The sequence below is a fragment of the Streptomyces sp. 891-h genome, from assembly GCF_022760275.1.
Lineage (GTDB): Bacteria > Actinomycetota > Actinomycetes > Streptomycetales > Streptomycetaceae > Streptomyces > Streptomyces spirodelae.
The window spans coordinates 7,091,656-7,117,041 of sequence record NZ_CP050693.1; the positions used below are offsets into that span (position 1 = coordinate 7,091,656).

The following is a 25,386-nucleotide window of genomic DNA, read 5'->3' on the forward strand; positions in this document are numbered from 1 at the left end:
CACGATGTGGCGGTGTCGGCCTTGAACGGGGATTACTGGTCGCCAGACATTCGACGGGGGTTCTGGGTGCGCGGAAGCAATCTCTCAGGGAGTCACTTGCGCAGGGTGCGGGGCGCCCGGCTGTGATCCGAGTGGCAGTGCGCCAAACGACTTTCTGGAAGCTGTGACCGGCTGCAATACGGGGAGACGGAATGCCGACAATGATCGTCATCGGATACCGGCCTGATCTCGACCGGGCAATCCGGTGCAGAGACCTGGATCCGTACTACATCGTGCCGGCGCCTGTGAGCGCGCTGGAAAAGCAGAGCTACAGCTGCGTCGCTGACATGGAGAACGTTCAGGAAGTATTACGGGCAGTGCTGTCCGCAGAGCTGAAAGACGTGGTAGGCGCGCTCTCCGTTCACGAGATGGGCGTTTTCGGGGCTGCCTTTCTGCGGCAGCAGCTGAACCTTCCCGGGCATGCGGACCCAAGGAGGGTCCTCTCGTTCCGGGACAAGTACCTCCAAAAGCGCGACCTTCCGCCGCAGGTCGAGCGAGCACGCTGCCGCTATGCGACGAAGGACACCGCCTACGCGGATCTCGTCGACGAGCTGGGCGACGTCTTCGTCGTCAAGCCGGCGGCCGGGGCAGGCTCCCTGCGCACCAATATCGTCCGCTCACCGGAAGCGTACGCAAAGGCCCTGGACCAGCTCCCCGGGCAGTCGGATGTCGCAATCGTCGCCGAGTCCTTCGTGGCAGCGCCTGAGGTCTACCTGGACGGCATCTGGGCCGACGGCGGCCTTCAGTGGTCTTCCGTGTCCCGCTACCACGCCTCACCGGTCAGCGCCGCACAGGGCGGCATTCTGGCAGCGCACCTCGTGGACAAGAAGCGGCATGCCGCACTCTCCCAGCAGTTGGAGACCCTCGCCGGGCAGGTACTGGGACATCTGGAAGCGCCCGATTGCGTGTTCCACCTGGAAGCTTTCAGGAAGGAAACCGGCCTGACTTTCGGCGAGTGCGCGATCCGTCTTCCCGGCGGGCTTTCTCCGCAGGCAAATGAGCTGACCTACGGGGTCGACCTCTTCGATATCGAAATCGGCCTGGCGCTCGGTGAGAAGCCGATCGGCCCGCTGGGCACGGCCTCCCCGGACCGCTACTACGGGTATGCGCTGCTGCGCCCGTCGGGTAGCGGGAGGCTGACGCAAGAGGACTTCGAACAACGCTTCTCGCTCGACGACATCAAATACGACGGATCGCTCGGCGCGCATCCCGGGCCGTACGGCAGCGTCGGTCATGCGCTCGTCTCCGACCAGGACGATCTCAAGCTCCAGAAGACCATCGAAGAAATCGTGCGCTTCAACGAGGACGGCTGAGGGCGACCAGGGGGGACCGGGGCGGCACGCGAAGTCCAGGGTCACACTCAGCACATCCGGCCGCCCACAGGAATCCGGAAGGCGTTCGCTTTACCTCAGAACCATCCATGCCCAGGGTCAGCCCTGTGGAGTTCCAACTCTTCTGCGCTCTTCACCGGCGCGCGCTGTCCGACCGGACAGCTGTCCGCCACTGCTATCCGTCGTGCTCCGATCGGAGGTATTCGACTCATGCAGGACAAAAATCCCGCTCCGACGCTCCCGCAGCTTCTGGAGAGCGTGGCCCATGACAGATCTCGTGGCGTCACATTCGTCGGCGGTTCCTTTCTTTCCTACGCGGATCTGTGGGAATCCGCGTGCCGGATCGCGCAAGGACTGCGCGGCTACGGCGCCGCTCCGGGCGACCGGGCGCTGCTCGCGGCCAACGACCCGGAGAGCTTCGTCCGCGCCTTCTGGGGCTGCGTGCTGAGCGGTGTCGTGCCGTGCCCGTTCATACCGCCGGCCGACTCTTCCCGGGCGTACGAACAGCTGGACCAGCTGCGCACACTGCTGGGGGAGCCGCTGGTGGTCGCCCCGAAGGCGGTCGGGGGAGAGCTGCCCGACGTCGGGCTGCGGACCGTGACCGCGGAGGAACTGGCCCAGACCGCGGCCGAGTACGAGCAGCACCACAGGCCCGCGCCCGACGACCTGGCCCTGCTGATGCTCACCTCCGGGTCAACCGGGTCGAGCAAGGCGGTCAGGCTCACCCATGCCAACCTGCTGGCCGCCCAGGCGGGGAAGGCGGGGGCGCTGGAACTGGGGCCGGACGACACGACGATGAACTGGATCTCGGCCGATCACATCGCCGCGATCGAGGCGCACCTGCTGCCGATGGTCAACGGCGCCGACCAGGTTGTGGCAACGCCGGCGACGGTGCTGGCCGACCCGCTGGAGTTCCTCCGCCTGCTGACGGCGCATCGGGTAAGGCTGACCTTCACCCCCAACTTCCTCTTCGGGCAGATCAACCAGGCCCTCGCCCAGGCACCGGTGCCGCACGAGGAAGTGGACCTCTCCCGGGTGCGGTACATCATCTCCGGCGGCGAGGCCACGGTGACCGCCACCGTGCGGGTCTTCCTGGACGCGCTCGCCCGCTACGGACTGCGCGACGATGTGATCGTGCCCGCGTTCGGGATGACCGAGACGTGCGCGGGAAGCGTCTTCAACCGCGAGTTCGCCGCACGCGACATGGACACCGAGTTCCCCCCGCTCGGCCGCCCGGTGCGGGGCCTGCGCATCCGGATCGTCGACGGCGGCGGCACGGTGCTCTCCTCCACCGACGAGCCCGGGGCGACCGACTCGGGTGAGGTGCAGCTGCGCGGCACGATGGTCACCGACGGGTACTTCGGCAACGACCGGGCCACCGCCGAAGCGTTCACCTCCGACGGGTGGTTCCGCACCGGCGATCTGGGCCGACTCGATGCCGACGGGCGGCTGTCGCTCGTCGGCCGCACCAAGGACTCCATCATCGTCAACGGGGTCAACTACTACAGCCACGACCTGGAAGCGGTCCTGGACGGGCTGGACGAGGTGCGGCGCGGGCAGGTCGCGGCCTTCCCGATCCGGCCGGAAGGGGCCGATTCGGAGCAGCTCGCCATCGCCTTCACCCCGGACGGAGACCTGGCCGACGACGTGGCCGTCTACCGCGCGATCGTGGCGATCCGCAGCTCGACGGTGATGCACTGGGGCTTCCGTCCCCAGCTGATTCTCCCGCTCGCCGCGGAAGAGATCCCGCGCGGCAACCTCGGCAAGGTCCAGCGCTCCCGGCTGCGCACGGCCGTCGAGGACGGCGGCCTGGGCGCCGCTGCGCGCAGGGCCGAGGAGGTCAGCGCCCGGTTCCTCGGAGCCTATGTGGCGCCGGAGGGGGACGCCGAGACCACGCTGGCCGCCATCTACGCCCGCGTACTGAACGTCAGCAGGGTTCCCGCGACGGCCAGCTTCTTCGACCTGGGCGGAACCTCGCTGGACGTGCTGCGGCTCAAGTCGCAGATCCAGGCCGAGTTCGGCTTGGACGACGTGCCCATGTCCACGCTTCTGCAGGCCCCCACCGTGCGGGCGCTGGCCGGCCGGCTGGCCGCCGGGCGCGCCGAGGGGGACAGCGCCTACGACCCGCTGGTGCCGCTCCAGGTGACCGGGGAGGGAACGCCGCTGTTCTGCGTCCACCCGGGCCTGGGGGAGGTGCTGGTCTTCGTCAACCTCGCCAAGTACTTCACCGGCGAGCGGCCGTTCCACGCGCTGCGGGCACGCGGCTTCGGACAGGGCGAGACCCATTTCGAGTCGTTCGCCGAAATGGTCTCCACCTATGTGGCGGCGATCCGGCGGGCACAGCCGGAGGGACCGTACGCGGTGGCCGGATACTCCTACGGCGGTGCGGTCGCGTTCGAGATCGCCAAGCGGCTGGAGGCCGAGGGCGACAAGGTCGACTTCGTCGGCGTCTTCAACCTGCCGCCGCGTATCTCCGACCGCATGAACGAGATCACCTTCACCGACGGCGCGATCAACCTCGCGCTGTTCCTGGAGCTGATCAACCATGCCGACATCGAGGAACTCACCGGCACGCTCCGCCCGCTGCCCGAGGCCGACCAGCTGGCGTACTTGATCGACCACGCTCCCAAACGGCGCCTGACCGAACTGGACCTCACCCTGGAGCGGTTCACCAACTGGGTGCACCTGGCACAGAACATGGTGCACCTGGGCCGCACCTACGAACCGTCCGGAACGGTCGGACACGTTCGGGTCTTCTACTGCACCCCACTGCGCGGCTCGAAACAGGAGTGGCTCGACAACCAACTGCGTCACTGGGACGGGTTCACCCGGAATCCCAACGCCTACATCGAAGTCGACGGTGAGCACTACACCCTGATGAGCCCCCAGCACGTACAGACCTTCCAGGCGACATTGCGGCGCGAGCTGGCCCGTGCACTCAGCTGACCGGAACCCCGCCGACCTGACCAGGAGCCGCTGACATGCAAGGCAAGAAGATACTCATCACGGGGGGAACCGGGCAGGTCGCCAGGCCCGTGGCCGAGGCACTCACCGCCGGAAACGAGGTGTGGTGCCTGGGCCGGTTCGGCGACCTGACAGCCCGCAAGGTCCTTGAGGAACTGGGTGCCCACACCGTCACCTGGGACATGGCGACCGACGAACTCGACGGCGTGCCCGACGACTTCACGCACGTACTGCACTCCGCGGTGCACCGGGGCGACGGGACGGACTTCGAGGAGACCGCGCGCGGCAACGCCGTTGGCACGGCGCGGCTGATGACGCACTGCGCCAGGGCCGAGTCGTTCCTGTACGTCTCGTCAGGGGTGGTCTACAACCGGGCCGACAGCACACACCGCTACCGGGAGAGCGACCCGCTGGGCGGCGCCGCGCCATGGCTGCCGACCTACCCCGTCGCCAAGATCACCGCGGAAGGGGTGGTGCGGGGCCTGTCCGAAGCCCTCTCGCTGCCCGCGGTGATCGCGCGGCTCAACATCGCCTACGGTCCGTACGGCCATGGCGGCGTACCGATGATCCTGTTCAACCAGTTGCGCGCCGGAAAGCCCTGCGCGGTGCCGCGCGAAGGGCAGAACTACTGCAACCTGCTGCACACCGACGACGTCGTGCGCCAGGTGCCGTTGCTGTGGCAGGCGGCGCAGGCGCCCGCCCGGGTCGTGAACTGGGGCGGTGACGAAGAGGTCGGGATCACCGACCTGCTGGAGTACATGTCCGAGCTCACCGGCGTTCCGGTCCACCTCGACCGAGGCGACCACAGCAGGGAGACGGCGATCTTCGACCACAGCACCCGCCGCCGCCTCATCGGCGACTGCTCCGTCGGCTGGAAGGCCGGCATCGCCCGCACCCTGGCCGAACTGTTCGAGGAGTACCGCGACCGCATCGACGCGTATCTCCATGCGCACCTCGACGCGCACCCGGCTGGGACATCCAAGTGACAACGAGGAGTGGAGATCGAGCATGCGCAGGTCCGCAGATGTCGACGCACTTCAGCACGTACTGTGCGCTGCCCTCGGGTCCCGCGCGCCGGTGTGCTCCCTGGCCCGGCTGGGCCACAGCGCGGGAATCCGGCTGGGCCGGGGCGACGGTGCAGGGCCGGGCCCGGACACCGAGGTGTCGGAAGCCCTGGTACCGGCAGCACTCGAGCGCCCCACCCTGATCGGCGGCGGGGCCCCGTACGCGCCGACCAGCCCGGCCCCCACCCCGGACGCCGTGGACGAGCTGGTGCGCCGTGCCGAGGCGCTGGACGTGCCGCAGATCCTGGTGCCTCGCGTACGCCGCAGCGACGACACCAGCGCGCTGCGGGCAGCCGGCTTCGTACCCGTCGCCGCCGACAGCGAATGCGTCGTCCGGATCCCAGGAGAGGTCGACGACGTCCTGCGGAACCGTGTCGGCGCGGGGCAACTGCGCGACCTGCGCCGCCGTCACCGCGCGGTCTCCCGCGACCTCACCTGGGAGCGGATACCGCTCGGCGAGCTCGACGGGAATCCCTGGGCGCGGGACGCCTTCGTCAAGCTCCACCAGAGCCACGTCGAGCGCCACGGTGGCTCTCACAGCCCGTACAACGCCGACGCCCTCGACGCGCTGGCACACAGCGCGCCGGGGCGGCGCACCGAGATGTTCGTACGCCGCAGAGAGAACACCGTGGTGCAGGCCGGGCTCCTCACCACGTCCCACAACGGGCGGGGGATCTACCACCTCACTCAGGCGACCGACCACAACGACCCGGTCGCCCGGCGCAATCTGCACCTGGCATCCCTGTACCGGCTCTACCTCCACGCCCGGCGCTCGGGCCTGGAATGGGTCCACCTCGGCAGCGGGGACACCCGGCGAGCGCGCCGCCTCGGAGCCGATCTGTTCGTCCCCCTCGACCACTGGCTGCGCGCCCCCGGCCTCGCGCACCCGGCGGGAGAGGGAGAAGAGGAGTGGGAACTCTCGCCGTTCGCGGCGCCTTCCGTGGCGTCGGTGCCGATTCCCGGACCGGCCCGCTTCCGCCACCGGCCGCGGTTCGACCTTGTCGACCTGTCGGGCAACACCAACCCGTTCCTCGTCCCCGAGAGCCACTATCCCGAACTCGACACGGCGGAGCTCGCCAGGACGTATCTCGCCACCCTCTCCACGCTGCCCGGACACGACGGTCTCGAAGCGCTCGGCCCGGACCATCTGCTGTTCACCAGCGGGGCGGTCGACGGCGTCATGCTGCTGCTGGCAGCGCTGGCCTCGTCCGGTGAGCGGGTCTGTGTCACCCCGCCCACCTTCGAGCTCTACGCGCACTTCGCACGCGTCCTGCGCCTGCCGGTCGTCGAGGTGCCGCTGCGCGGTGACGACCTGAACGGGCTCGACACGGAACGGATACTGGCCGCCGATGCGCGGGTCACGGTGCTGTGCGATCCGAACAACCCCGTCGGGACGAGACTAGACCCGGAGCGGGTGCGGGACCTGGTGACGCGCAGCAGCGGGCTGGTGGTGATCGACGAGGCATATGTCGAGTTCAGTGAGAAACCCTCGTACGCACCCTTGGTGGCCCGGCACGACAACCTCATCGTCCTCAGGACGCTTTCCAAGGCGTGGGGGCTCGCCGGTGCGCGTTGCGGGATCGCACTGGCCGACCCGGGGCTCATCGACGCGCTGCGGCGGGTCCAGGTGCCCTTCGGCTTCACCAACGCGTCACAGCACGCCGTGCGGGACCGGCTGACCAACACCCGTCGGCCGCTCGCCAGTATCCGGCTCATCCGGGCCGAACGGGACCGGATGGCCGCGGCTCTGGCCGCGCACCCCGCGGTGGAGCGGGTGTTCCCCTCGGACGCCAACTTCCTGCTGGTCCGGCTGCGCGAGCACCAGCGCGTCGTCGAGCGACTTCGCGGTGCGGGCATCCTCGTCGCCGACACCGGGCACCTGGTGCCCGCGACCTGTCGTATCTCCATCGGGAATCGGCGTGCGAATGCTGTGTTGCTCGAAGCGCTCTCCGCTGCTTCGTGAGCATTTCCCCACGGTGTCTCCGGCCGGGCAACGGCCCGGCCGGAGACCGACGTGAATTCCGTTACCCGAGCCGGATGGGCTCGTTTTCCCCGTCCTTGGTCTCGACCACGAGAAACGACAGAACCTCGTCGCCGATGTTTTTCAGGTCGTGCAGATGGCGGCGGCCCTCGGCGACGTGGAAATGCTGGGTCTGTCCGCGGGCGTAGGAGATTTCCCGGGTGGTGCCGTCGCTGGAATGCTGGCGGGCCCGGCCATCGGTGAGGGCTATCCAGAAGTAGTCCAGCACATGGCGGTGCACCGGAACGCGCTCGCCCGGCTGGAGTCGGGTCTCCCAGATCCGCAGCGAGTCGGTCTCGTTCAGCAGCTGCTGGCCGAGCCGGCCGTTGTGCTCGTTGTTCTCGAACTCCTTCCGCAGTTCGGGGCTCCAGCGAGCGAATTCCTCGGCGACGACGGTGCCGACCAGAGGGGCATCGGAGTGCGCACCACTACCCACGAACCGCATCCTTTCGATTTCGGCGTGCTTCGGAGTGCTTACGCGTACTTACGCGTGCTCGGTACTTACGCGTGCTCGGCGTTGCCTCGATGCGCCTCAGGCTATATTCGGCTGAATTGGAACGGCAAGTATCGCGCGGGTTTTCCATTCCGGCGCATACCGGCGGCCCGGTCACAGTCACATCCGCAGGGTGAGGGAGGGCGCGTGCCCGTAGCGCCGGCGGTACCAGCTCGCGAAGCGGCCCAGATTGGAGAACCCCCAGCGGAAAGCGATCTCCGCGACAGTGACCGGCCCGTCGGCGTCGGCCGCGACCAGATCGTGGTGGGCCCGCTCCAGCCGGACCTCGCGGAGATAGACCAACGGCGTACGGCCGCAGTACCGCTTGAACGCCTCCTGCAGCGCCCGGGGGCTGAGCCTCGCAGCCGCGGCGAGGTCGGAGAGGGTCAGGGGCTGGTCGCTGCGTTCCTCGATGAGCTGGATGGCCCTGCGGACGGCGGGGTGCGCCACACCGCCGATGCGCCGCACCGGCTCCGAGTCGGGCAGCAGACGGTGGGTGGCCATCAGCGCCGCGGCGGCCGTCTGGGTCAGCTGTGCCGCGACCAGGGGGCTGGTGTGGGCGACGCCGCCGGCCATCACCTCCCGGTGGATCGCCGCCGAGATCCCCGACCAGCTCTCCGCCGCTGCCGCCGAGACCGCACCGCCCAGGGCGAACCGCGCCCGCACCGGCTCCTCGCGCCCCAGCGCCTCGCCCGCCGCCCGGTCCACCACCTCACGGGAGAGCCGGAGCGTCGTCATCCGGGCCCCGGCGCCCCAGAAGACCTTGAACCGCCGGTGCGGATCGAGCACATAGGTGTCCCCGGTGTCGACGAACTGCTCCTCGCGCCCGGGCGACTCCACCCGCACCCGCCCCCGGTGGACCTGGCAGACCAGCAGATACGTGGTCAGCGGCTGGGGCGCGACCAGTGTCTCCGTGCCGTAGCTCAGCGCGGAGAGGGTGACTCCGGGGAAGCCTCCCTCGGCGTACCACGCGGAGAAGTCCTGGGGTCTGCTCAGCGCACGCAGTTCGTAGGGGCTGTAGGCGGTACTGATCAGCTCTCGCGTCTCATCCAGATCGTCGCTGCGGACCAGCGTCCGCATCCGGCTCTCATCGGCAGCGGACGCGTCCATCGAAGCTTCCTCACTCACCGTCGCGTTATGCGGCCAGGGACCGCGTTCCGCGGCTAGCCTGCTTTTTCCACAGTGAGTAACGTTCTGAATCCCAGGAGTCAAATGCCGTTCGGCGCCACGGAGTTCACATGGGCCAGTATCGGCCAAGTCCTGGAGCCGTACCGCGTTCGGGGGTCGGGGGACCCCAGCGCTGTACGGCAGGGCCCCGAGTCGGATCTCCGGCTCGGGGCCCTGCTGCTGTACCCGTTCGGGGTGTCAGTCGGTGTCGGTGGTGTCGGCGGTGGCGGCTGTGGCGGGGGAGGACGGCCCGGATGCGGTCAGACGCCGGAGTATGGACCGCAGCAGCGCGTTGAACTCGGCCGGCTGTTCCACGTGCGGCATGTGGCCCGACTCCCGCATGATGTGCGCCTCGCCGTGCGGGGCGAGTTCCGCCAGCGTCTCGGACACCTCGGCGGGGATCTCGGCGTCGAGTTTCCCGTGCACGAAGACCGCGGGGACGGCGAGTTCCCCGATGGTCTCGCGCGGGTTGTTGCGCACCGCGTCGGTGAGGATCTCGTCGATGCAGTCCGAGGACTCCAGGATCTGTTGGGCCGTCCACTCCGGCAGTGACGGGTCGGCCAGCGGCCCGTACCAGTCCACGACCCACTGCCGGACCGTCGCAGCGCGATCGGTGCGCAGCGCCTCCCGCAGCTCGACGAGCCGCTCCGCCTTCCGCTCGGCGGGCCAGTAGCCGGGCCCGTCGACGGCGACCACCGCGCGGACGGACTCGGGCGCCCGCCTGGCCGCTTCCAGGACGATCGCAGCCCCGGCCGAGCACCCGACGAGCACCGGGCCCTCCAGCCCGAGTGTCTTCGCCAGCGCCAGGACGTCCGCCGCGTTCTCGGCGATCGTGGTGCCGTCCGCCGGCCGTGCCGAGCGGCCGCACCCCCGCCAGTCGGGCGTGACGACCCGGTGGTCGCGGGAGAACTCCGCCTGCTGCGCGCTCCAGACCTGACCGCACGTGCCCCAGCCGTGCAGCAGGATCAGCGGCTGCCCGGCCCCCTGATCCTCGTAGTACAACTCGATCCGATTGACGGTCGCGTAGGGCACTGATCCTCCTTGCGTGCGGCACAGGGCACGGAGCGGACACGTACAAGCAGGGCCCCGAGCCGGAGTGCCGGCTCGGGGCCTCGCCGCCCGGCGCTGGGATCCCCCGAATCCCCAGCCACGTGGCGGCCCCAGGCTGTCGCCGTCGACTGCTCTGCGCGCATCCCACCCGGTGAGAACTACACGGCCCCGCACGGCTTCTGACGCCTGGTACCCGGAACGCTACTCACGGTGCGGAGGACGGGCTAGCCGAACAGCGCGGTCTTTGGCCGGATAACGCGGCCCTCCTCCGTGTGCTCTGCCGCGCCATGGACACGAGCTCGCCGGCCGCCCGGAAGGGCGGTCGCGTCGAGCACCGGAATCGGAGCTAGCTTGCTAGGATGCTAGCATCGCCTTATGGTCGATCAGGAAGTCAAGCAGTTCAACGTGTATCTGCCGATCGGGCTGATCAAGCAGGTCAAGTACCGCGCAATCGAGTCGGGCATGTCGTTGTCGGCGCTGGTGGCCGACGCGTTGCGCGCCTACCTCGACGACGACTCCGAGAACACCCGACAGCCAACCGAGAAGGAGACCTGACATGGCGACCGAAGGAATCGAGGCCGTTTTCCTCACGACCCACAACTGGGGGAAGGCGGCCAAGTTCTACCAGGCGCTCGGCTACGAGCTGGACTTCGCCACCGACCACAACTCCGGCCAACTCCGCAACGGCGACGGGCCCTACATCTTCATCGCCGAGGTCCCCGAGGACCAGGAGCCCCGGACCCGCCTCGTGTTCAAGGCCAAGGACGCGGAGACCTTCAGCGCGGACCCCGTCGTCGAGGTGGTGACGCCGTTCGAGGACACGCACTACGGCACCAAGGAGATGACCGTCCGCGACCCGGACGGACGTGAGTGGAGCCTCCAGGCTCCCGCCGGCGACTGACTGCGACCGAAGGGAGCACCATGGCACACCAGCACACGGGGGCCCGCGAGATCACCGGGGCCCCCGACAACACCGCGGTGCGGACCGCGCTGTGGCGGGCGGCGCACGTCCAGGCCGACCCGCCGCCCCATGTGATCGAGGACGAGATCGGTCTGCGACTGGCCGACCCCGGAGTGGACTGGTGCCTCCGCCCCGACATGGACCCGCATGCCACCAGCGGATTCCGGGCGGCCATCGTGGCTCGCGCCCGCTTCATCGAGGATCTGGTCACCGAGCAGGCGGACAGGGGCGTCACCCAGTACGTCATCCTGGGAGCCGGACTGGACACCTTCGCGCAGCGCAGGCCCGAGATCGCCTCCCGGCTCCGCGTCTTCGAGATCGACCAGCCCGGCCCCCAGGAGTGGAAGCGGCAGCGCCTGGTCGAACTCGGCTACGGCCTCCCCGATTGGCTGCACTTGGTGCCGGTGGATTTCGAGGCGAGCGAGGACTGGCTCGAACGGCTGACCGCGGCCGGATTCGAGCCGGGCTGCCCTGCAGTCATCGTCTCCACGGGGGTCTCGATGTACCTCACCGAAGACGCCACCGCAGCCACCCTGCGCCAGGTCGCCACGCTCGCGCCGGGCTCGACACTGGCGATGACGTTCCTGCTGCCGGCCGAACTCCTCGACGACGCCGATCGCGCCGGTCTTCGGAAGAGTGCGGAGGGCGCACAAGCGTCCGGAACGCCGTTCATCAGCTTCTACACCCCCTCCGAGATGCTGGCGCTGGCCCGCGAAGCCGGCTTCGCGGACACCCGGCACGTGTCCGGAGAGTCGCTGGCCGCACGCTACTTCGCCGACCGCTCCGACGGCCTCCGCCCCTCGTCCGGTGAAGCCTTCCTCCTGGCCACCACTTGATCAACCCGCCCCGTCCCGCCTGCGCTGCCGCCTCAGCCGCGGTGCCGGTGCGAGGTGCCGTGGTCTCCCGTGCGGGCCCAGTACAGGTGGCCGTCCAAGCCCTCCACCGCGAGGTCGGCACCCCGGCCGCGTGGTGCGGGGGCGCCGGCGGGGGCGCCCGCGAACAGGAAGCCCGTCCCGCTCCAGCGCACGCGCGCGGCCACGGGTTCGGCTCGCGCCGCTCCCGCTGCGGCGCCGGGGCGCCTTGTCGCCGTGGGCGTGCGGCTTGTGCGCGGATGCGGCGGCGCCCGGCACGCTCTTGCGGGGTGCGTTGACGCCGTCGGACTCGCCTGAGGTGAGGTACACGGTCGTCAGCGGACGCCCCGAGCGGAGCGACTGGGCGGTCTCCGGATTGACGAAGTAGAGATCGTCGTCCGGGTGGGCGACGATCTGCAGCACGGACTCGGCGGTGCGGACCGGGCGGCCGGCACCGGCCCAGGTGCCGGTGGGGACGGGCGCGGCCTGGTCGGGGCCGCTGGCGCGCTGTCTTCCGGAGCGGTCGGCCCCGCCGTGCGCGCAGCCGGTCAGACCGGCCAGCAGACCGAGGGCGCACAGCGGGGCGAGGAGCTTTCCGGCGCGTCGCCGACCGGCGACGGCTCGGGGTATGAGGGGCATGTACGGGTGCTTTCTGCATGCATGATCACGTCACCCATGCGTGATCGTTCAGGGATGCGGAAGGATGTACGGAACGCCCGTAACCCTTCTCACCCCCACCGCCGCGTCCGGGGGCGCGCGGTGACAGTGACGGGCCCGGTCTCCTGCCCGGCCACGCGGAAGGCGATGTGGTGCTGAAGGAGGGCTTGACGGGATCAGACCCCGGCAAGATGGAACGTGATCTCCGAATGGAAGTGGCCTCCGACTGCGGAGCGGCGCTCCCCCTCGCGTCACCCGTGGCCGTGTCCGCTGGGGCCGTGATCGTCCAGGAAGGCGCGGAAGACGTCCGGCTCCGTCCGGCCGGTGCGGAGAAAGCGGCGGTCGAGGATGTCCGCGAGATCCTCAAGGGCTCTGGAGAGCACCGCGGCCGTCATCCGGACGTCGGAGTGCCGGGCGCGCTTTCCCTGGTCGGCGAGTTCGGCCGCGTGGTGAATGTTGACGGCGAGTGAGGTGCGGTCGTTGCCGTCGTGGAAGTAGTAGGACTCGGCGTACTGCACGAAGTCCACGGAGACCCGTGACACATCGGCGGCCAGGCTCTCCAGCAGGGCCGCACCGGCGGCGCCCTCGAACTGCTGCGCGGAGAGGCCGGACCTCCTCAGCTGCGAGAGCCGCAGCGCCAACGCGCGTCGGCGGGTGAGGGCCGGGTAGATGCCGAGGATCCAGGAAACGGTCGCCGTCAGCAGAGCGAAACCCACCAGAGCCTCGGCAGGACCGACGATGCGGAGCCAGCCGGCGTTCGGCGCGATGTCACCGAGTCCGAGCGTGGCCACGGTGACCAGCGAAACGTAGAGGGCGTCCAGCAGCCCGGAATGCTCCTCGGGCTTCAATCCGGCCGCGAACGAGAACGCCTCCGGCATATGGGGCCAGTAGATCAGCGCCCACCCGAGGATGATGGTGAAGGCCCAGGTGCCCACCACTGTCACCATGGCCAGCGGTCCCACGATCCCGGCCGCCCGCCGACGCGATCCGAGCCGCGCGGAGAGCTCCCACAGCGCCCTCATGACATATCTGCTCAGGCCCGCGTGCCGCGTGGGGTGCCACAAGGTGTGGAAGACATCCCGCAGGGTCACGAGCACCATCAATGCCCCCGCAGACGTGACAAGCCACTGCACCCGGCGCCTCCCTACCGCTCGCACGCCTCTCAGCATGCAAGCACGACGAACTCCGACATGCGGGTCGCCCGGCCGGACGCCTTGATTCCCTTCTTGTCGCCCGGATTGCTCCCCCGAACGGCGGCAGGCCCCTTCCGCTCTCCGTCACCGCAGCGCGTTCACACCCTGCACCGAGGTCCTCAGCGGACGCGAACGCCTCAGGCGTTGCCGCTCCCGGCGTCCCCGTCCTCACAGCCGGAGGAGGCGTTCGAGGCGCCGGAGTCTGACGAACTCAGGAGGTCGGGGGAGAACCGGAAGCTGAGGGCGAGCCCCTTGTCGGTGGCCTCGGCGCCGGTGGTCCTCACCCCCTCGGGGAGCTGTCCGAGGCCGACGTTGCGGGGACCGAGCTGGTCGGCGAAGCGGTCCATGCCGGGCAGCGACGTCAGTGTGCTGAGCTTCACCTGCTGGCCCAGCACGCGGACGCTGTCAGGGGCGATGGTCAGCCCGTCGGGGTTCGCCGACACCGTGTTCAGTACGGTCACCGGGATGCCGGTGCCGGCCACGGGGCCGGACAGTGTCAGATGCTCACCGTCCGTACCCGGCTTCATCCCCTGCACCTGCTTCGGCAGCCGCTTGGCGATCTCGTCGTAGCCCACAGTGACGGTGGCCGAGCCCGAGTCGGCGGTGCCGTCGGTGGACACCCCGTGCAGGTCGGCGTCGACGGCGAAAGTCGTCCCCTCGTGCTCGACCTTGTCCGCGCTGAGGTGCAGCGTGCCGACCCGGCCGGTGAGGGTCTTCAACCCGGCCAGCGGGTCTGTGAGCTCCGCCTCGACTCCGTCGGCCGAGCCCAGGTGGCACTGGACCTCCTCGGCCGCGCGTTCCTCGGCCTTGTGCTCGATCAGGGCGTTTGCGCCACCACCGGTCGCGATGACGGCAGCGAGCGCGGAGGCGGAGACGAGGACGGTACGGCGGGTGTTCATCGGGGTGGTACTCCATGGGGGGTGGGGTCGCCGGGCCATGGCGTCAGGGCACCGGCCCGCTCGGGGCCGGACAGCGGCGGTCGTGCGGATGGGCGCGGAAGTCGACGGAGCGGGAGATCACTGTGACGGACCGACTGCGGCGTCGGTGTCGGCATCCGGCGTCATGGGCGGAAACCGTCGCCGGGCGAGCCTGCGGCGTGCCCGCCGGGGTGCCGGAGCGCCGCGCCCACCGGGCCGACGCTGCACCTGTGCGCCGACTTCCGGTCCCGGAGCCATGACTGCAGGGTGGAAAGGGCGCTTTTTTGGAGTATGCCACGACACCCGGCCCGCACTCTGCGCGTTGTGTCACATGCCGCCCCGCGTTCCCCTGCGCCATTGACCGGCCACAGCATGTGGCGGCCACCGGGGCGGCCTGCGCCGGTCAGTGGGGTTCTGCGGCGATCCGTACCCGATCACCGGCGTTGTCGGAGAGGAACAGCGCCAGCGCCTCCCCTTCCTCGGCGACGGCGTCGCGGTCGGCTCGGGACAGGCCGCGCAGCGGGGTGACCACCACGGTGTCGGCCTCGACGGTCCAGGTGGCGGAGACCCGGCCGTCGACCAGGACGACACGTGCTCCGGCGACCGAGAGGCCGCGGTCGGCGTCGTCGATGATCCGGCCGCGGTCGTGGTAGCCGAGGATCGCGTTGTCGAACGCCGGGAGGAACCGCACCGGGGCGGGTGTGCCGGGGTCGGGCCGGGGCGCGTCGGGAAGGTCCAGCAGTTCCCTGCCCCGCTCGTCGCGGAAGGCGACCAGCTCCTCGCGTACCGCAGCGACCGCGGCCGGGAGCCCGGTGAGTCCGCACCAGGCGCGCAGGTCGGCCGAGGCGGCGGGGCCGAAAGCGGCCAGGTAGCGGCGTACCAGGGCCGCACCGGCCGGATCGGAGCCGTCGCGGTCCGGCGGGTCGATCTCCCGGCCCAGCCAGGAGGTGAGCAGGGCGTTGCGCACCCCGCCCTTGGCACGCCACAAGCCGCGCGGCGGCGTCTGCACCGCCGGAAGCAGAGCGGGGATCAGCATTTCGCCCAGTGCCCGCTTCCTCGGTGTCGGCCAGCGTTCGGCCAGTACGCGCACGAGCTCCGACGTCGTACGAGGCTCGCCGTCGGCCATCACCTGCAGCCCCGCTGCGGCGAGTTCGTCGAGATCCACTCCCTCGAAGTCGCTGCGGTACACCCCGAGCACTCGCTGGCGCAGCATGGCGTCGTGGCGGGCGCGCCAGGCCAGCGCGTCGTCGGCGGTGAGGAGGTGGACGGTGCGGCGCATCATATGGGTGCGCACCACGCGCCGCCGGACGAGCAGATCCGAGAGGACCGACGGGTCGAAGCCGCGCAGCCGCGACCAGAGTCCGGTGAACGGCTCCTGAGGTTCCTGCGCCTGCAGCCCGCCGACGTGTGCGACGGCGTCGGCAACGGGCATGTCGGCGCGGTCGAGGAGCAGTTGCCGGGCGAGAGTCGCGCGGTTGAGCGCCCGGTTGTCCAGAACAGTCATCAGCTCACCCCCGCGTGCTCGTCGACCGGCCGTCGTCACCGGTGTCCGCTCCGGGTGCGCCGATCGGTTCGTACCGGGTCGGCAGCTCGCTCTCTCCTCGTCCGGGGTGGGGGATGAGTTCTCGCACAGTGTCGGGTTTCCGTTCGTCGGTCGGATGCCGGGGCGCCGGGTTCCGCCCCGCTCGGTGAGCACAGTGACAGGAGAAGCGGTCAGCTTCTGACCGCTTCCCGGGGCAGGATGAGGCGCATGCAGAAGACCTCAGCGCGCCTGCTGTCGTTGCTCTCGCTGTTGCAGGCACGCCGGGACTGGCCCGGGGCGCTGCTGGCCGAGCGGCTCCGGGTCAGTCCGCGCACCGTCCGGCGTGACGTCGACCGCCTGCGCGAGCTGGGCTATCCCATCGTGGCGACCAAGGGCCCCGACGGCGGCTACCGGCTCGACGCCGGGCGCGAACTGCCCCCGTTGCTGTTCGACGACGAACAGGCCGTGGCCCTCGCCCTCGCACTGCAGAGCGCCGCGGCCGCGACGGGTGCCGGCGTCGAGGAGGCCGCGGCGCGCGCGTTGACGACCGTCCGGCAGGTCATGCCCGCCCGGTTGCGCCGCCGGATCGACACCTTCCGGGTGACCGCCGTCGAGCGCCCCGCGACCGGGCGGCCGGACCCACAGGTCCACAGCAGCGTGCTCATCGCCCTCAGCGCCGCCGTCCACGCCCGCGAAGTGCTGCGCTTCGACTACACCCCCGCACATCCAGGAGGGACAGGGCCGGACCGGAGCGGCGCTGAGCCCACGCTGCGGCGGGCAGAGCCCCATCACCTCGTCACCTCGGGCGGGCGCTGGTATCTCCTCGCCTGGGACCTCGACCGCCAGGACTGGCGCACCTTCCGCGCGGACCGGATCGCGCCGCGCACCCCCACAGGGCCCCGCTTCACGCCGCGCGAGCTCCCCGGAGGAGGTGAGGTGGCCGCCTTCGTCGCCGGAAGGTTCCGGGGTGCGGACGGCCCCGGCGACTGGCCCTGCCGAGGCGAGGTGTTCCTCGACCTGCCGGCGGCCGACGTCTCCCGCTACGCCCGCGACGGACTCGTCGAGGAACTCGAACCCGGCCGCTGCCGACTCGTCCTGGGCTCGTGGTCGTGGCCGGGACTGGCCGCCACCATCGCCAGGTTCGACGCCGACATCGAGGTCATCGGGCCACCCGAACTCAAGGACGCCTTCGCCCAGTTGGCCCGCCGCTGCGCCGAAGCCGCGGCCAGCACCACCACCACGGCCTCCCGACCGCGTGAGCAAACCGCGTGAGCAGGCCGCATGAGCAGCCCCGCGTGAGCAGACTCCCTCAGCCTTCGGCGCGCGTTTCCTGCGCTGTCTCAGCCCCCGGCCGTGGCGAGTTTCGCCGCGAAGCCGAAGAACAGGGCGCCCGCACCGGTGGTGAGACCGGCCGACAGCCGCTTGCGCCGCCTGAACTGCGCGGACAAGTAGGTACCGCCGAGGATCAGGGCCGTGATGTAGCAGACGCTGATCGACTGGTAGACCACCGCCAGCACCGCGAAGGACAACGCCGGGTACGGGTAGGCGGGGTCCACGAACTGCACGAAGAACGAGATGAAGAAGAGAATCGCCTTCGGGTTGAGCAATGTGATCAGTACGGACCGGCGGAACGGGCGCTCGACCGCGGGCTCTTCCGGGGCCTGCGAGCCGTCGGCGGGCTCCTTCCTGGTGCGCCACGTCTTCCAGGCGGCGCGGAGCATACCGACGGCGATCCACCCGAGGTAACCGGCTCCCGCGTACCGCACCACGGCGAACGCCACGGGATTGGCTTGCAGCAGCGAGGCCACGCCCGCCGCCGCCAGCAGCATCAGGACCATCTCACCGAGGAAGACGCCCGCCCCGGCGCGGTAGCCCGTACGCACCCCGCGCCGTGCCGCCACCGACAGCGTGTAGAGGGAGCTCGGCCCCGGCAGCACGATAATCAGCAGAGTCCCCAGTGCGTAGGCGGGCAGATTCGCCACTCCCAGCATCGGTATCCTCCGCTCCCCGGCGCTGTGGGTCCGGCCGCCGGTACCGCTGATCGCGGCAGAATACGATCTTCCGATTCGCCGCGCCTCCCGATTTCCAGCAACCTCCGTACGTCTCGGCGGAGGCCGGGCGCTTGGACTGCGACCCGCTGGAGATCTTGGGCTGCGACCCGCTGGAGATCCGGATGCGAAGGTGAGCCGGGCCAGGAACGCGGCCACCACGGTGCTGTCCGACGGCAGGGCTCATCCGGCGCTCGGCTGAGCCCTGCCGCGGACCTGCTCCGCGGTCAGTCGCGGAGCAGGCAGCCTTCCCACTCGGGCGTCAGGAAGTCGGGCAGGTCTTCCAGGCGAAGTGGTAGGTCGTCTTGATGTTCCCGTCGGTGGAGTCCATCGTCATGAAGCTCGTCTTGGCCGGGTCCGAGGTACCGGAGTCGACCCGGATCTCCGTGTTGACGTTGAAGTTGCGCTGCTCGCCGCACGGCTTCCACACCAACTGGCCCCAGTCCGTGGAGTCGGTGGCCTGCCAGTTGCCGTCCCGCGGGCCGTTGAACGGGTGGCTCGTCGCCGCGGTGTCCGAGGACCCCTGGAAGTAGTACGAGGCCTTCTGCAGGCCGCTTGCCCCGGGTTGCAGATAGGCGTAGCCGCGGTAGTCCGCGCTGACGATCGCGTACGTGAACCCTTGCGGTACGTGCACGATGAGGTTGAGCTGGCAGTTCTTGCGGCGGTCGGTGGGCTTCGAGTTCGGTCCCACTTGGGCCAGGTAGTCGCTGTAGGTGACCGTGAAGGCCGTGTTGTCCTCGGCGACGGCGACCTTGGCGGTTCCCTCGGGGCAGCCGGAGCCGTTGACCGTGGCGACATCGATGACGATCTTGTCCGGCGGCGGGTCGGTGATCATGCTGGGCGCGCCCTGAGCGGGTTGGGCCGAGAACGCGGCGGCGAACAGCGTTGCCGTCACCACGGTGGCCTTGAGGGATCTTCGAGCCATGACTGTCTCCTTCGAGCGGGGGTGTCCAGTCCGCGTACGAGTGCCAGGGGCCGCGTGTCCGAGCACCGGTGGCCGGCGCGACTGGCGCGCCGCTCCTGGGACCCAGTTGGTATGTACCTGGCAGGTCCGGCGCTGGAAAGGCCGGTTTTCGGACGCGCTCACCGGCAGCCGCCGGGGCAAGAAAACCCGTGAGAAGCCCGCGAGAAACCAGGGAAGTCGGAGCAGCCAGGGAAGCCAGGGAAGTCGGAGCAGCCAGGGAAGTCGGAGGCGCCAGGGAAGCCGGGGAGACGCCGGGAAGAAGAGGCGTCAGCGTCGGCGCGCGCCGCCCGGCCGAGCCGGTCCCGTACGGGCGTAGCGGCCGGGCGCGACACCCAGGACGCGCTTGAAGTGCCTGGTGAGGTGGGACTGGTCGTAGAAGCCGGCCGCGGTCGCCACCTCGCTCGGCGGCTGCCCTTCGAGGAGCAGCCGGCGGGCCAGATCGACGCGGCGTGAGGTCACGTACTGGTGAGGCGCGATGCCGAAGGTGGCGCTGAAGGCACGTACGAGGTGTGCGGGGTGGGCGTGGAGCACACGTGCGGCCTCTTCCAGCGTGGTGCCCTCGCGGAGTCGCTCGTCGAGGAGGTCGCGCAGGCCCTGGGCGACCCCACGGTCGGGCGCCGTGCTGCCGCCGACGGTCAGCCTGGGACGCAGGAGCTCGTACAGGCGCCGACTGATGAGGGCCAGCCGGCTCTCCGCCTCGAGTTCGTCGCCCGGGACGGCGAGGGCCGTGTGCAGCTGCCCGATACGTCTGCGCAGGACGGGGTCGGTGAAGTCGGGACCGTCGACGGCCGGACCGATGAGGCTCTCGTCCAGCTGCGAGGTGTCGAGGTACAGCACGCGCTTGCGGAAGCCGTGGGAAGTGGCAGGCGAGCCGTTGTGCGGAACCTGCGGCGGCAACAGGCTGACGGTGTCGTTCGGGGTGCCGCGCTCATGGCGGTCCAGGTCGTAGCGGACCGCTCCGTCGTCGACGATCAGCAGTGTCCAGGCATCGTGGACGTGCATGGGGTAGGCGTGCTCGGTGTAGTGGGCGTGGAAGACCTCACTGACGCCCGGGACCGACGGGCGCCAGGCGGAGATCTCCTGCCGGTGCGCCATGCAAAGAACGTACAAGACGGCGCTCGGGTACGGCCTGCAGTCTCACAGCATGAGAACGAGCAATGAGACCGGGGCCGGGGTCACGGCCGGTCCCGTCGCGGGAGCCGGGAACGCGCCGGTCCGTTTCGACACGAAGATCGCCGTACTGCTGCGCGACGACCTCGAGCCCTGGCAGCGACTGAATGTGACCTCCTTTCTCGTCAGCGGGCTCGGAACGGTGTCGCCCGAGGTGATCGGCGAGCCGTACGAGGACGCCGACGGCGTCGCCTACCTGCCGATGTTCCGCCAGCCCGTGCTGGTCTTCGAGGCCACGAAGGAGATGCTCACCACGGCACACGGCCGTGCGCTGTCCCGGGCGCTGCCGAGAGCGGTCTTCACCTCCGATCTGTTCGGCACGGGCAACGACCGGGACAACCGGGCGGCCGTACGGGCGGTGGGCACCGACCAGCTCGACCTGGCGGGGATGGCCGTCCACGGCCCTCGCAACGCGGTGGACAAGGTCGTCAAGGGAGCGCGGATGCACCCCTGAGCGGGGCTCGCGGACGGGCGCCCCTGAGCGGCCTGGTGCGGCTCAGGGGACCGCCTCACTCCCGGATGTCGGCGAGGGCGCTCTCCACGGCGCGGTGGAAGGTGGGGTAGGCGTACATCATGTGGCGCAGCCGGTCGACGGGGACCTCCGCCTGGACCGCGACCTGGAGGCCGTAGAGCACCTCGCCACCGGCGGGACCGACGGAGGTGGCTCCGACCAGGACCCCGCGGTCGGCGTCCTCGACCAGTTTGATCAGCCCCTCGTTGCCCGTCTTGTGGATCCAGCCCCGCGAGGAGGAGGGCACCTGCGCGGTGCCGGTACGGACCCGCAGGCCGCTCTCCCGGGCCTGCGCCTGGGTCATCCCCACCCCGCCGACCTCCGGGTCGGTGAACGTGACCCGGGGAACGGCTCGGTAGTCGGCGCCCGGCCCGGGCTCGCCCAGGATCGCCCGCGCGGCGATCTCGGCCTGGTACATGGCGGCATGCGTGAACAGGGCCCGGCCGGTGACGTCCCCGACTCCCCAGAGCCCGGGGGCGGCCCGCAGCTGCTCGTCGACCTCCAGCGTCCGGGCCTCCGGGTCGAGGCCTACCGTCTCGAGGCCGAGACCCGACAAGTTGGCCCGTCGGCCGGTGGCCACCAGCAGCCGGTCGGCATGGAGCGTCTCGCCGCCGTCGAGAGTCAGCGCGAAACCGTCCGGGCCGTGGCGGGCTTCGGTCGCCCGCGCCCCTGTACGCACCGTGACGCCATCACGGCCGAGCACGTCGGCGAGCAGCTCTCCGGCCTCCGGCTCTTCCTTCGACAGCAGCCGGTCCGACGCCTCGACGACCGTCACCCGGCTGCCGAACCGGGTGAAGGCCTGGGCCAGCTCCAGCCCGACGGGACCGCCGCCCAGCACCAGCAGCGAGGCGGGCGGCCGGGTCGCGGAGATAGCGTCGCGGTTGGTCCAGTACGGAACCTGGTCGAGACCCGGCACCGGCGCGGCCTGCGGGCGGCTTCCGGTGGCCAGCACCACGCCACGCCGGGCGGTGAATCCCTGCCCGTCCACCTCGACCTTCCCCGGCCCGGCCAGCCGGGCCTGGCCGCGCACGAAGCGGCCGCCCTTACCCGTGTAGCGGTCCACGGCGATCTTGTCGTCCCAGTCCGAGGTGGCCTCGTCCCTGATCCGGTCGGCCACCGGCCCGAAGTCCGGGGCGACCTGTGCGTCCCCGGCCATACCGGGCACGCGCCGGGCCTCGGCCAGCAGATTTCCGGCCCTGATCATCATTTTGCTGGGGATGCAGGCCCAGTACGGGCACTCGCCGCCGACCAGCTCCGCCTCGGCGGCGACCACCTCAAGACCCGCCTCCGCCAGTCGGCCGGCGACGTGCTCACCGCCCACGCCCATGCCGATCACCACCACATCGACGTCCTGCGCCATCCCGTGGCCCTCCGTCCTTGTGTGCCCGATGTGCCGCGTGTGCCGGAGAACCCGGCCCGGGGCCCAAGGCTTCCATGCACGGGCCGGGCCGGGTGTGGGAGTCCGGCGCTGGCGCGTCGTCGTCGGCCGGGTACCGGGTGCCTAAGCTGCCTCCGTGGACGAGAGGGACGAGACGAACGAGACGAAGCAAGCAGCCAGGACAGCCGGGACAGCCGTCACGCCGGACGGCATACGGATCAGACCCGGCAGCCCGGCCGACGCACCGGCCATCCTGGACATGCTCGACTCCGCGGTCGCCTGGATGAACGAGCGCGGCAACACCGAGCAGTGGGGCACGACACCGTATTCACAGAAGTCCGGCGGAGTGGCACGGGTCGAGCAGTACACCACCGAACTCTCCCCGTACATCGTGGAGTTGGACGGCGCTCCTGTCGGAGCGCTCGTACTCGACAGCGGCCCCGGCCCGCAGATGCCGATTGCGCCGGCCGCGGAACCCGAGCGGTACGTCAGGCTGCTGGTCTCCCACCGGCGTTACGCGGGGCGGGGCGTCGGCGCCGCGCTGCTGGTCCATGCCGCCGAGGAGGCCCGGCGGGGCGGCGTGGAGCTGCTGCGGGTGGACTGCTGGGCGGGCGGCGGGGGCCGGTTGGTCGCCTTCTACGAGCGCAACGGCTTCACGCCCACCGACCGCTTCATGGTCGGGTCCTGGCCAGGACAGGTGCTGGCCAGGCGCCTCGGGTGACGGCGCGCTCGGCCCGGATCAGGACCGGACGCCCGATCCGGGCTCCCAGGACGAGGTGCCATGGACGGTGGCGACGGACTCCACCGGGCACCCCATGAGGCCGACAGCGGCCATGACCGCCGCACGGGCCGCCTCGCTGTCGGCCGGCGGGAAAGCCACGCGGAGTTGATGCCCGTAGGCCGTCTCATACGTCAGTTGCCAGCCGGTTCCGGTGACGACGAAGTGGTCTTGGCGGTTGCCCTGGTACGCGTAGCTGCCGCGGTCAGCTGTGGGCGCGAGGGCGTCACGCAGGATGCGCAGGCGCTCGGGGTAGGGGAGGGAGCCCTCGCCCAGGCGGACGTAGACGTGGTCGCGGTCGATCGCCGCGTCGAACCAGGGCGCGAGACCGTCCTCGCGAGGCAGGAGCTCCGAGGTGATACGGCCGCTGATCCACCGGGCCAGGAACGCGGCGGCTGAGCAGTCGTAACGTTCGTAGTCGTCGTCCCGCGACCAGATCACCACCGGCCAGGACTCGGGAGCCCCCTCGGTCAGCCAGCACAACTGCGCCGCACTCTCGGTCACCCCCCAGGTGAGCAGCCCGCCCGGTTCCGGGAAGAGCGGGTAGGGGTGCTGCTCGGGAAACAGCTCGCGCGAGGGACCGAAGTCCTCCAGGAGATTCCCTTCCAGCCGGACCGGGTTGTCGTCGCCGAACGGGGTGCGCAGACACAGCGCTCCCCAGAAGTCGCCACGGCCGTAGGTCTCCACCAGCCGCTTGTAGTCGTCCGGCAGCCGGGTGCCCAACTCCTGTTCCGCGACGGCCCAGTCGCCGTGCCCGTCGACTGCCTCAGCGGGCGGCGGTACCCGTTCGGTGATGCGGGGCAGCGGATTGTGCGCTTCGATCATGTACATACTTTCGCACTCCGGCGAGAGGTGCGCCTGTCGCTGTCACTGCGGTCGGCGCAACCCCGCGACGAGGACCTCGACCAGGCGTCGTGCGTCGTAGCGGGGGTCGTGCTCGGCGCCCACACAGAGGTTGCCGACGCCGCGCATGAACTCGTAGGCCTCCAGATCCGACCGGATCTCACCGGAGTCGGCCGCGGCGTCGAGCAGTTGAGCGCACACAGGCAGGAGGCGGTCGAGGAAGTAGGCGTGCAGCGCGTCGAATCCGGTGTTGTCGGACTGCAGTACGGCGGCGAGCCCATGCTTGGTGACCAGGAAGTCGATGAACAGGTCGATCCACCGGCCCAGTGCCTCGTACGGCGTCGCGCAGCTTTCGAGCAGCGCGGGACCGGCCTCGGCGCAGGCCTCGATCTGGTGCCGGTAGACGGCGATGATCAGGTCGGCGCGGGTGGGGAAGTGGCGGTAGATCGTGCCCGTACCGACGCCGGCCTCGGCGGCGATGTCGCGTACCGGGGCTTCGACGCCCGAGGTGACGAACACCGCGGCGGCCGCGTCGAGCAGGCTCTTCTCGTTGCGCCGGGCGTCTGCCCGTTTGGACCGGGCCGCGCGTGCCGCGCCCTCGCCGCTGCCGCTCACCTCGCCGCTCCCTCCGCCACCGGACCGCCCGGCGGACAGTGCTCCGGGACGGCTCCGGAACGCTGTTCCGGTTGCTTATGATGCCAGAGCGGAGGCCGGTCGACCAAGCGGCCATGTCCCTGCCCGGAGGACCCTCGCCCATGGCGGCCGTACGGGGGTGACTGTCTCCACCCCGACCAGCCGACCGCCTGGGTCACCGGCTCACAGGGGCCGGTCGGGCAGGCTGATCACGTGCCAAGGCGCGCGGTTCCAGGGGCTGGCGTGGTTCGCGGGGTCCAGCAGGGCACGGAGGTGGGCGTCCGAGACTGCCTGCGGTGCCGGGAAGTCCTCGTCCGCACTCCCGCGCAGGCCCTCCATCCACACCTTGCGCACCAGCAGATAGTCAGTCGCGAACTCGTGCCACGAGTCGTAGACGGCGACCGTGGGCATGACGGTGGCGCGCAGCAGGTTCCAGGCGGTCGGCGCGTCCACGTGTCCGGCGGCGTAGCCCTTGCGGACGACGTCGGTGTAGAGGGCGATGTCCCACGCCAACGGGTCTCGCCCGGTCTGCTCGCGCAGCGGTTCCCGGTAGCCGTCCTCCAGCAGGCCGGCCAGCCTGTGCAGCAGTTCGTCGCGGTCGGGAATCTCCCACTGCTCGCGCAGCCACCGCTCGGCCTCCGCGTCGTCGCGGGAGCGGAAGGGGTACAGCGTGGTGCGCGAGGCTTCCGGGCTGCGGTTCACGGGGGCCGACAGGGAGACCAGCCACAGTTGGTGGGTGGACAGCGGCGGCTCGTACGGCGGTGGGGCGGGGCGCTGACGGCGGAGGCGCTCGAAGAGTCCGGACATGGGGCCGCACCCTACTGGGCCCCAC

24 protein-coding genes are annotated in these 25,386 nt (G+C 70.4%); 10 read left to right on the forward strand and 14 right to left on the reverse strand.

The features are described 5' to 3' along the window. Positions 1-191 precede the first annotated feature (191 nt). The 4 genes from HC362_RS31390 (at position 192) to HC362_RS31405 (ending at position 7,361) form a co-directional block, all read left to right on the forward strand. Positions 192-1,352, forward strand: coding sequence for an ATP-grasp domain-containing protein (locus tag HC362_RS31390; protein ID WP_243087703.1), 1,161 nt, complete (start codon positions 192-194; stop codon positions 1,350-1,352). Positions 1,353-1,580: 228 nt separating this feature from the next. Next, complete coding sequence (locus HC362_RS31395; RefSeq protein WP_243087704.1) at positions 1,581-4,316, forward strand: non-ribosomal peptide synthetase; 2,736 nt, start codon at positions 1,581-1,583, stop codon at positions 4,314-4,316. Between the two features lie 35 nt (positions 4,317-4,351). Next, complete coding sequence (locus HC362_RS31400; protein WP_243087705.1) at positions 4,352-5,320, forward strand: NAD(P)-dependent oxidoreductase; 969 nt, start codon at positions 4,352-4,354, stop codon at positions 5,318-5,320. 22 nt (positions 5,321-5,342) lie between these two features. Next, entirely contained in the window at positions 5,343-7,361 is a 2,019-nt protein-coding gene (locus HC362_RS31405; RefSeq protein WP_243087706.1) for an aminotransferase class I/II-fold pyridoxal phosphate-dependent enzyme, read from the forward strand. A 61-nt stretch (positions 7,362-7,422) separates the two neighbouring features. On the opposite strand, the gene HC362_RS31410 is transcribed toward HC362_RS31405, so the two are convergent. The 3 genes from HC362_RS31410 to HC362_RS31420 all read right to left on the reverse strand — a co-directional run bounded on the left by HC362_RS31410 (position 7,423) and on the right by HC362_RS31420 (position 10,110). Then, a complete protein-coding gene (locus HC362_RS31410) occupies positions 7,423-7,863 on the reverse strand; it encodes a hypothetical protein (protein ID WP_243087707.1) in 441 nt (146 codons plus the stop codon). Between the two features lie 168 nt (positions 7,864-8,031). Next, positions 8,032-9,021, reverse strand: coding sequence for an AraC family transcriptional regulator (locus HC362_RS31415; protein WP_243087708.1), 990 nt, complete (start codon positions 9,019-9,021; stop codon positions 8,032-8,034). A 255-nt stretch (positions 9,022-9,276) separates the two neighbouring features. Next, the gene (locus tag HC362_RS31420; protein WP_243087709.1) at positions 9,277-10,110 is read right to left on the reverse strand and encodes an alpha/beta hydrolase; all 834 of its coding nucleotides are present in this window, start codon (positions 10,108-10,110) and stop codon (positions 9,277-9,279) included. Between the two features lie 393 nt (positions 10,111-10,503). Between HC362_RS31420 and HC362_RS31425 the strand changes: the two genes are divergently transcribed. Genes HC362_RS31425 through HC362_RS31435 form a run of 3 tightly spaced genes read left to right on the forward strand, consistent with a single transcriptional unit; the run spans position 10,504 to position 11,925 of the window. After that, a complete protein-coding gene (locus HC362_RS31425) occupies positions 10,504-10,683 on the forward strand; it encodes a CopG family transcriptional regulator (protein WP_243087710.1) in 180 nt (59 codons plus the stop codon). Between the two features lies 1 nt (position 10,684). Continuing rightward, the gene (locus tag HC362_RS31430) at positions 10,685-11,029 is read left to right on the forward strand and encodes a VOC family protein (RefSeq protein WP_243087712.1); all 345 of its coding nucleotides are present in this window, start codon (positions 10,685-10,687) and stop codon (positions 11,027-11,029) included. A gap of 20 nt (positions 11,030-11,049) precedes the next feature. Continuing rightward, the gene (locus HC362_RS31435; protein ID WP_243087714.1) at positions 11,050-11,925 is read left to right on the forward strand and encodes a class I SAM-dependent methyltransferase; all 876 of its coding nucleotides are present in this window, start codon (positions 11,050-11,052) and stop codon (positions 11,923-11,925) included. Here the strand turns inward: HC362_RS31435 and HC362_RS31440 are convergent, their stop codons facing one another. The 4 genes from HC362_RS31440 to HC362_RS31455 all read right to left on the reverse strand — a co-directional run bounded on the left by HC362_RS31440 (position 11,926) and on the right by HC362_RS31455 (position 16,211). Then, positions 11,926-12,579, reverse strand: a complete 654-nt coding sequence (locus HC362_RS31440; protein WP_243087716.1) for a PIG-L family deacetylase — start codon at positions 12,577-12,579, stop codon at positions 11,926-11,928. A gap of 269 nt (positions 12,580-12,848) precedes the next feature. Further along, complete coding sequence (locus tag HC362_RS31445; RefSeq protein ID WP_243087718.1) at positions 12,849-13,697, reverse strand: potassium channel family protein; 849 nt, start codon at positions 13,695-13,697, stop codon at positions 12,849-12,851. Positions 13,698-13,927: 230 nt separating this feature from the next. After that, entirely contained in the window at positions 13,928-14,689 is a 762-nt protein-coding gene (locus HC362_RS31450) for an LmeA family phospholipid-binding protein (protein ID WP_243087723.1), read from the reverse strand. Between the two features lie 421 nt (positions 14,690-15,110). Next, positions 15,111-16,211: a winged helix DNA-binding domain-containing protein gene (locus HC362_RS31455; protein ID WP_243087724.1), complete on the reverse strand. Its 1,101-nt coding sequence runs from the start codon at positions 16,209-16,211 to the stop codon at positions 15,111-15,113. A 246-nt stretch (positions 16,212-16,457) separates the two neighbouring features. On the opposite strand from HC362_RS31455, the gene HC362_RS31460 reads away from it, so the two are divergent. After that, positions 16,458-17,501, forward strand: a complete 1,044-nt coding sequence (locus HC362_RS31460) for a WYL domain-containing protein (RefSeq protein WP_243087725.1) — start codon at positions 16,458-16,460, stop codon at positions 17,499-17,501. A 68-nt stretch (positions 17,502-17,569) separates the two neighbouring features. Here HC362_RS31460 and leuE read toward each other — a convergent pair whose 3' ends face one another. The 3 genes from leuE to HC362_RS31475 all read right to left on the reverse strand — a co-directional run bounded on the left by leuE (position 17,570) and on the right by HC362_RS31475 (position 20,336). Next, complete coding sequence (gene leuE, locus HC362_RS31465; protein ID WP_243087726.1) at positions 17,570-18,220, reverse strand: leucine efflux protein LeuE; 651 nt, start codon at positions 18,218-18,220, stop codon at positions 17,570-17,572. A 319-nt stretch (positions 18,221-18,539) separates the two neighbouring features. Continuing rightward, positions 18,540-19,112 carry a DUF4360 domain-containing protein gene (locus HC362_RS31470; RefSeq protein ID WP_243088896.1) on the reverse strand — a complete coding sequence of 191 codons (573 nt, stop codon included), beginning with the start codon at positions 19,110-19,112 and terminating at the stop codon, positions 18,540-18,542. A 396-nt stretch (positions 19,113-19,508) separates the two neighbouring features. Next, positions 19,509-20,336 (reverse strand): AraC family transcriptional regulator, encoded by an 828-nt coding sequence (locus tag HC362_RS31475; RefSeq protein WP_243087727.1) that lies wholly within the window; start codon positions 20,334-20,336, stop codon positions 19,509-19,511. 49 nt (positions 20,337-20,385) lie between these two features. Between HC362_RS31475 and HC362_RS31480 the strand changes: the two genes are divergently transcribed. After that, positions 20,386-20,865: a DUF2000 domain-containing protein gene (locus HC362_RS31480; RefSeq protein WP_243087728.1), complete on the forward strand. Its 480-nt coding sequence runs from the start codon at positions 20,386-20,388 to the stop codon at positions 20,863-20,865. A 55-nt stretch (positions 20,866-20,920) separates the two neighbouring features. Here HC362_RS31480 and HC362_RS31485 read toward each other — a convergent pair whose 3' ends face one another. Beyond that, on the reverse strand, positions 20,921-22,282 hold the full coding sequence (locus HC362_RS31485) for an NAD(P)/FAD-dependent oxidoreductase (protein WP_243087730.1): 1,362 nt from the start codon (positions 22,280-22,282) through the stop codon (positions 20,921-20,923). 277 nt (positions 22,283-22,559) lie between these two features. On the opposite strand from HC362_RS31485, the gene HC362_RS31490 reads away from it, so the two are divergent. Further along, positions 22,560-23,021, forward strand: a complete 462-nt coding sequence (locus HC362_RS31490; RefSeq protein WP_243088897.1) for a GNAT family N-acetyltransferase — start codon at positions 22,560-22,562, stop codon at positions 23,019-23,021. Between the two features lie 18 nt (positions 23,022-23,039). On the opposite strand, the gene HC362_RS31495 is transcribed toward HC362_RS31490, so the two are convergent. From HC362_RS31495 to HC362_RS31505, 3 genes are all read right to left on the reverse strand, one after another. After that, the gene (locus tag HC362_RS31495; RefSeq protein WP_243087731.1) at positions 23,040-23,903 is read right to left on the reverse strand and encodes an SMI1/KNR4 family protein; all 864 of its coding nucleotides are present in this window, start codon (positions 23,901-23,903) and stop codon (positions 23,040-23,042) included. 42 nt (positions 23,904-23,945) lie between these two features. Then, the gene (locus HC362_RS31500; RefSeq protein WP_243087733.1) at positions 23,946-24,536 is read right to left on the reverse strand and encodes a TetR/AcrR family transcriptional regulator; all 591 of its coding nucleotides are present in this window, start codon (positions 24,534-24,536) and stop codon (positions 23,946-23,948) included. A 201-nt stretch (positions 24,537-24,737) separates the two neighbouring features. After that, positions 24,738-25,361 (reverse strand): DUF1266 domain-containing protein, encoded by a 624-nt coding sequence (locus HC362_RS31505; RefSeq protein WP_243087735.1) that lies wholly within the window; start codon positions 25,359-25,361, stop codon positions 24,738-24,740. Positions 25,362-25,386: the final 25 nt, after the last annotated feature.

Bases quoted from the DNA above. Each gene is read 5' to 3' on its own strand.
- HC362_RS31390 (WP_243087703.1), top strand. From the start codon at position 192: ATGCCGACAATGATCGTCATCGGATACCGGCCTGATCTCGACCGGGCA.
- HC362_RS31395 (WP_243087704.1), top strand. From the start codon at position 1,581: ATGCAGGACAAAAATCCCGCTCCGACGCTCCCGCAGCTTCTGGAGAGC.
- HC362_RS31400 (WP_243087705.1), top strand. From the start codon at position 4,352: ATGCAAGGCAAGAAGATACTCATCACGGGGGGAACCGGGCAGGTCGCC.
- HC362_RS31405 (WP_243087706.1), top strand. From the start codon at position 5,343: ATGCGCAGGTCCGCAGATGTCGACGCACTTCAGCACGTACTGTGCGCT.
- HC362_RS31410 (WP_243087707.1), bottom strand. From the start codon at position 7,863: ATGCGGTTCGTGGGTAGTGGTGCGCACTCCGATGCCCCTCTGGTCGGC.
- HC362_RS31415 (WP_243087708.1), bottom strand. From the start codon at position 9,021: ATGGACGCGTCCGCTGCCGATGAGAGCCGGATGCGGACGCTGGTCCGC.
- HC362_RS31425 (WP_243087710.1), top strand. From the start codon at position 10,504: ATGGTCGATCAGGAAGTCAAGCAGTTCAACGTGTATCTGCCGATCGGG.
- HC362_RS31430 (WP_243087712.1), top strand. From the start codon at position 10,685: ATGGCGACCGAAGGAATCGAGGCCGTTTTCCTCACGACCCACAACTGG.
- HC362_RS31435 (WP_243087714.1), top strand. From the start codon at position 11,050: ATGGCACACCAGCACACGGGGGCCCGCGAGATCACCGGGGCCCCCGAC.
- HC362_RS31440 (WP_243087716.1), bottom strand. From the start codon at position 12,579: ATGCCCCTCATACCCCGAGCCGTCGCCGGTCGGCGACGCGCCGGAAAG.
- HC362_RS31445 (WP_243087718.1), bottom strand. From the start codon at position 13,697: ATGGTGCTCGTGACCCTGCGGGATGTCTTCCACACCTTGTGGCACCCC.
- HC362_RS31450 (WP_243087723.1), bottom strand. From the start codon at position 14,689: ATGAACACCCGCCGTACCGTCCTCGTCTCCGCCTCCGCGCTCGCTGCC.
- HC362_RS31455 (WP_243087724.1), bottom strand. From the start codon at position 16,211: ATGACTGTTCTGGACAACCGGGCGCTCAACCGCGCGACTCTCGCCCGG.
- HC362_RS31460 (WP_243087725.1), top strand. From the start codon at position 16,458: ATGCAGAAGACCTCAGCGCGCCTGCTGTCGTTGCTCTCGCTGTTGCAG.
- leuE (WP_243087726.1), bottom strand. From the start codon at position 18,220: ATGCTGGGAGTGGCGAATCTGCCCGCCTACGCACTGGGGACTCTGCTG.
- HC362_RS31470 (WP_243088896.1), bottom strand. From the start codon at position 19,112: ATGATCACCGACCCGCCGCCGGACAAGATCGTCATCGATGTCGCCACG.
- HC362_RS31475 (WP_243087727.1), bottom strand. From the start codon at position 20,336: ATGGCGCACCGGCAGGAGATCTCCGCCTGGCGCCCGTCGGTCCCGGGC.
- HC362_RS31480 (WP_243087728.1), top strand. From the start codon at position 20,386: ATGAGAACGAGCAATGAGACCGGGGCCGGGGTCACGGCCGGTCCCGTC.
- HC362_RS31485 (WP_243087730.1), bottom strand. From the start codon at position 22,282: ATGGCGCAGGACGTCGATGTGGTGGTGATCGGCATGGGCGTGGGCGGT.
- HC362_RS31490 (WP_243088897.1), top strand. From the start codon at position 22,560: ATGCTCGACTCCGCGGTCGCCTGGATGAACGAGCGCGGCAACACCGAG.
- HC362_RS31495 (WP_243087731.1), bottom strand. From the start codon at position 23,903: ATGATCGAAGCGCACAATCCGCTGCCCCGCATCACCGAACGGGTACCG.
- HC362_RS31505 (WP_243087735.1), bottom strand. From the start codon at position 25,361: ATGTCCGGACTCTTCGAGCGCCTCCGCCGTCAGCGCCCCGCCCCACCG.